Consider the following 2,181-nt stretch of genomic DNA (forward strand, 5'->3'; position numbering starts at 1 on the left):
TGTACTTATTTCTATATACATATAAAGAGGATGGAACATCCGTTGATTTGTAGATCAACTTTTGTCCCATCCTCTTTCAAGTTAGAACGTTGTCTGATTAACGTATTTAATTCTGCTTCGTTCATTGGATACTCTGCAAGTTGAATCGTGATATCTGTTGCTTTCATCATCGCCTGATCATTGCTAATCGTCCCTGCATCCTTCACAAAGACCGGAACCGCAACAACTGTCATATTTCCAGCGCGATCACGAACCGTCACCTGCGCCGTTGTATAGCCAACTTTGCTCAAATCCGGTTGTGATGTAATCGTGTACGTCAAATTATCATCACCAGCCCCAGCATTATCATACACATCGGTAAGCAAATCTCTGGCCTGGCTCGTAAAAGTTCCACCAACTGTCGCGTACTGCGTTATTGGTGTAGCATTCGGCTCCGTAGTATCCGTCACAATAACATCCGCCGAATGCTCGCTTGTGTTTCCTGCCGCATCAGTTGCTACTGCATAACAAGAAATGTATGGTGCAATTGGACGCTCTGTTACTGGGACCGTGATGCTATAATGACCATTACCATCCGCTTTTCCAGTTGCTAATATCGTTTTGTCTGCTTTTTTATAAATGGTTACCGTTGCATTGGCTTCAGCTCCACCACTCAAGACAATTGCTTTGTCGCTAATTGCATTTAGCGTTGGCATATCTGGTGCTGTTTCATCTTTTACAGTCGTATTCATCGTTGCTGATTTACCATTAAGATACGAATACGCGGTCACTTGATTGCCTGCTGTAAGGTATTTCCCATCTGGCAAAGTGAATGTATACTTACCTTGCGCATCCGCCATGACATGATATTTCTCCGTATCATTGGCATCGTAGGAAGTTAACGCTCCAGCTGGTATCGCTGCATCGCCCGTCAATTTAACATAAGCACCTGGGTTGGTAACACCTGTTATCGTATGGCTATTTGCCGCACTCTTATTATCCGATAACTCATCAATTGAAACAGCTACGTCTGGGATCCCCTCAAACAAAACACGCTGAAAATCTTGTGTCCGGAAGTATTCGATAAAGTTGGCCTGTGTTGGTGCATAAGGTGATTTCCCAGTTGCCGATGTAACATTAGCACCATTGTATTTAATTGTCATACTATACATTGGGCTCCAATCAAACATTGGATTGCCATCGCCTTCCCAATCATTGATAAACCATGACTTCACTGCTTGAACATCCACAATCAATTGTCCAGCACTTCCATACATGTATATAAGTCGACTATTTGCATGTTTGTTATTGAACTGTAAATTGACTCTCTTAGCATCCGCAAATTGAAAAATAGCAGAGGTCCCAATCCGAATCAAATATTTAGCTCCTGTACCATCGGATTGAACGTCGAATGTACCATCTTTTGCCACAATAAAACTACATGTGTTACCAGCATATATCGTAGCTCCAGTTGATGTTCCTGTATTTTCAGCACGAACATTCAATTTAGCACCAGAATCCACTTTTAAAGAAGCTCCACCAGCAATATAAATCGGGTTACGCGCATCTGTCACAGCACCTTGCGTTTTTACAAGCAGTTCTGCATTTTGGCTAACATGCAAAGAACTACCGCTACTGTTTAGCTTAATACCGCCAGCCGTGCTTCCCTGTTCGGTAATGATTTCTACATTTGCACCATCGTTAATATTCAAATTCCCATCAATTTTAAAAGTACACGTTCCTTCTTCACCAGCACTACCGCCTCTAAACAAGGAAACTTTAGCATTTTTCTCTACGCAGGGTAAAATAGATACATAAAGCACTATTTTTTCCGAGAAATATTGTTCGTGTGCGTCATAAATAAAGCTTTTTGACAACTTTATGAATTATTAAACCCTCACTATATCGCGTTTTTTAGTCTTAAAAAAGCTTTAAAACCATTATTTTAGGTACATATATACCTGTTTTGGAAGGAGAAAAACAATGTATCATGAATCCGAACTAAATATATTTTATTCCGTAGAACAAGTTTTGAAGCTATTACGAAAAAATCCTGCTTTTAATAAATATTGTTACCAGCAAAAATTAAAAAAAGGAACCGTCATTCGTTTTGAACTGCTCCCTGTCAAGTAGACAGGTTAAAAAACAAATGAAATAGTTTTTATATGATGGCCTTATTCCGGTATTCGCTCGGGGTAAGGC

General features: G+C 40.1%; 1 protein-coding gene. It reads right to left on the reverse strand.

Annotated elements, in window-relative coordinates; genetic code table 11:
• Positions 1–11: 11 nt before the first annotated feature.
• Positions 12–1,802, reverse strand: coding sequence for an Ig-like domain-containing protein (locus tag R8925_RS15730; RefSeq protein WP_430536731.1), 1,791 nt, complete (start codon positions 1,800–1,802; stop codon positions 12–14).
• Positions 1,803–2,181 lie beyond the last annotated feature (379 nt).

The sequence above is a fragment of the Listeria rocourtiae subsp. hofi genome (assembly GCF_963575615.1).
GTDB classification, from domain to species: domain Bacteria; phylum Bacillota; class Bacilli; order Lactobacillales; family Listeriaceae; genus Listeria_A; species Listeria_A hofi.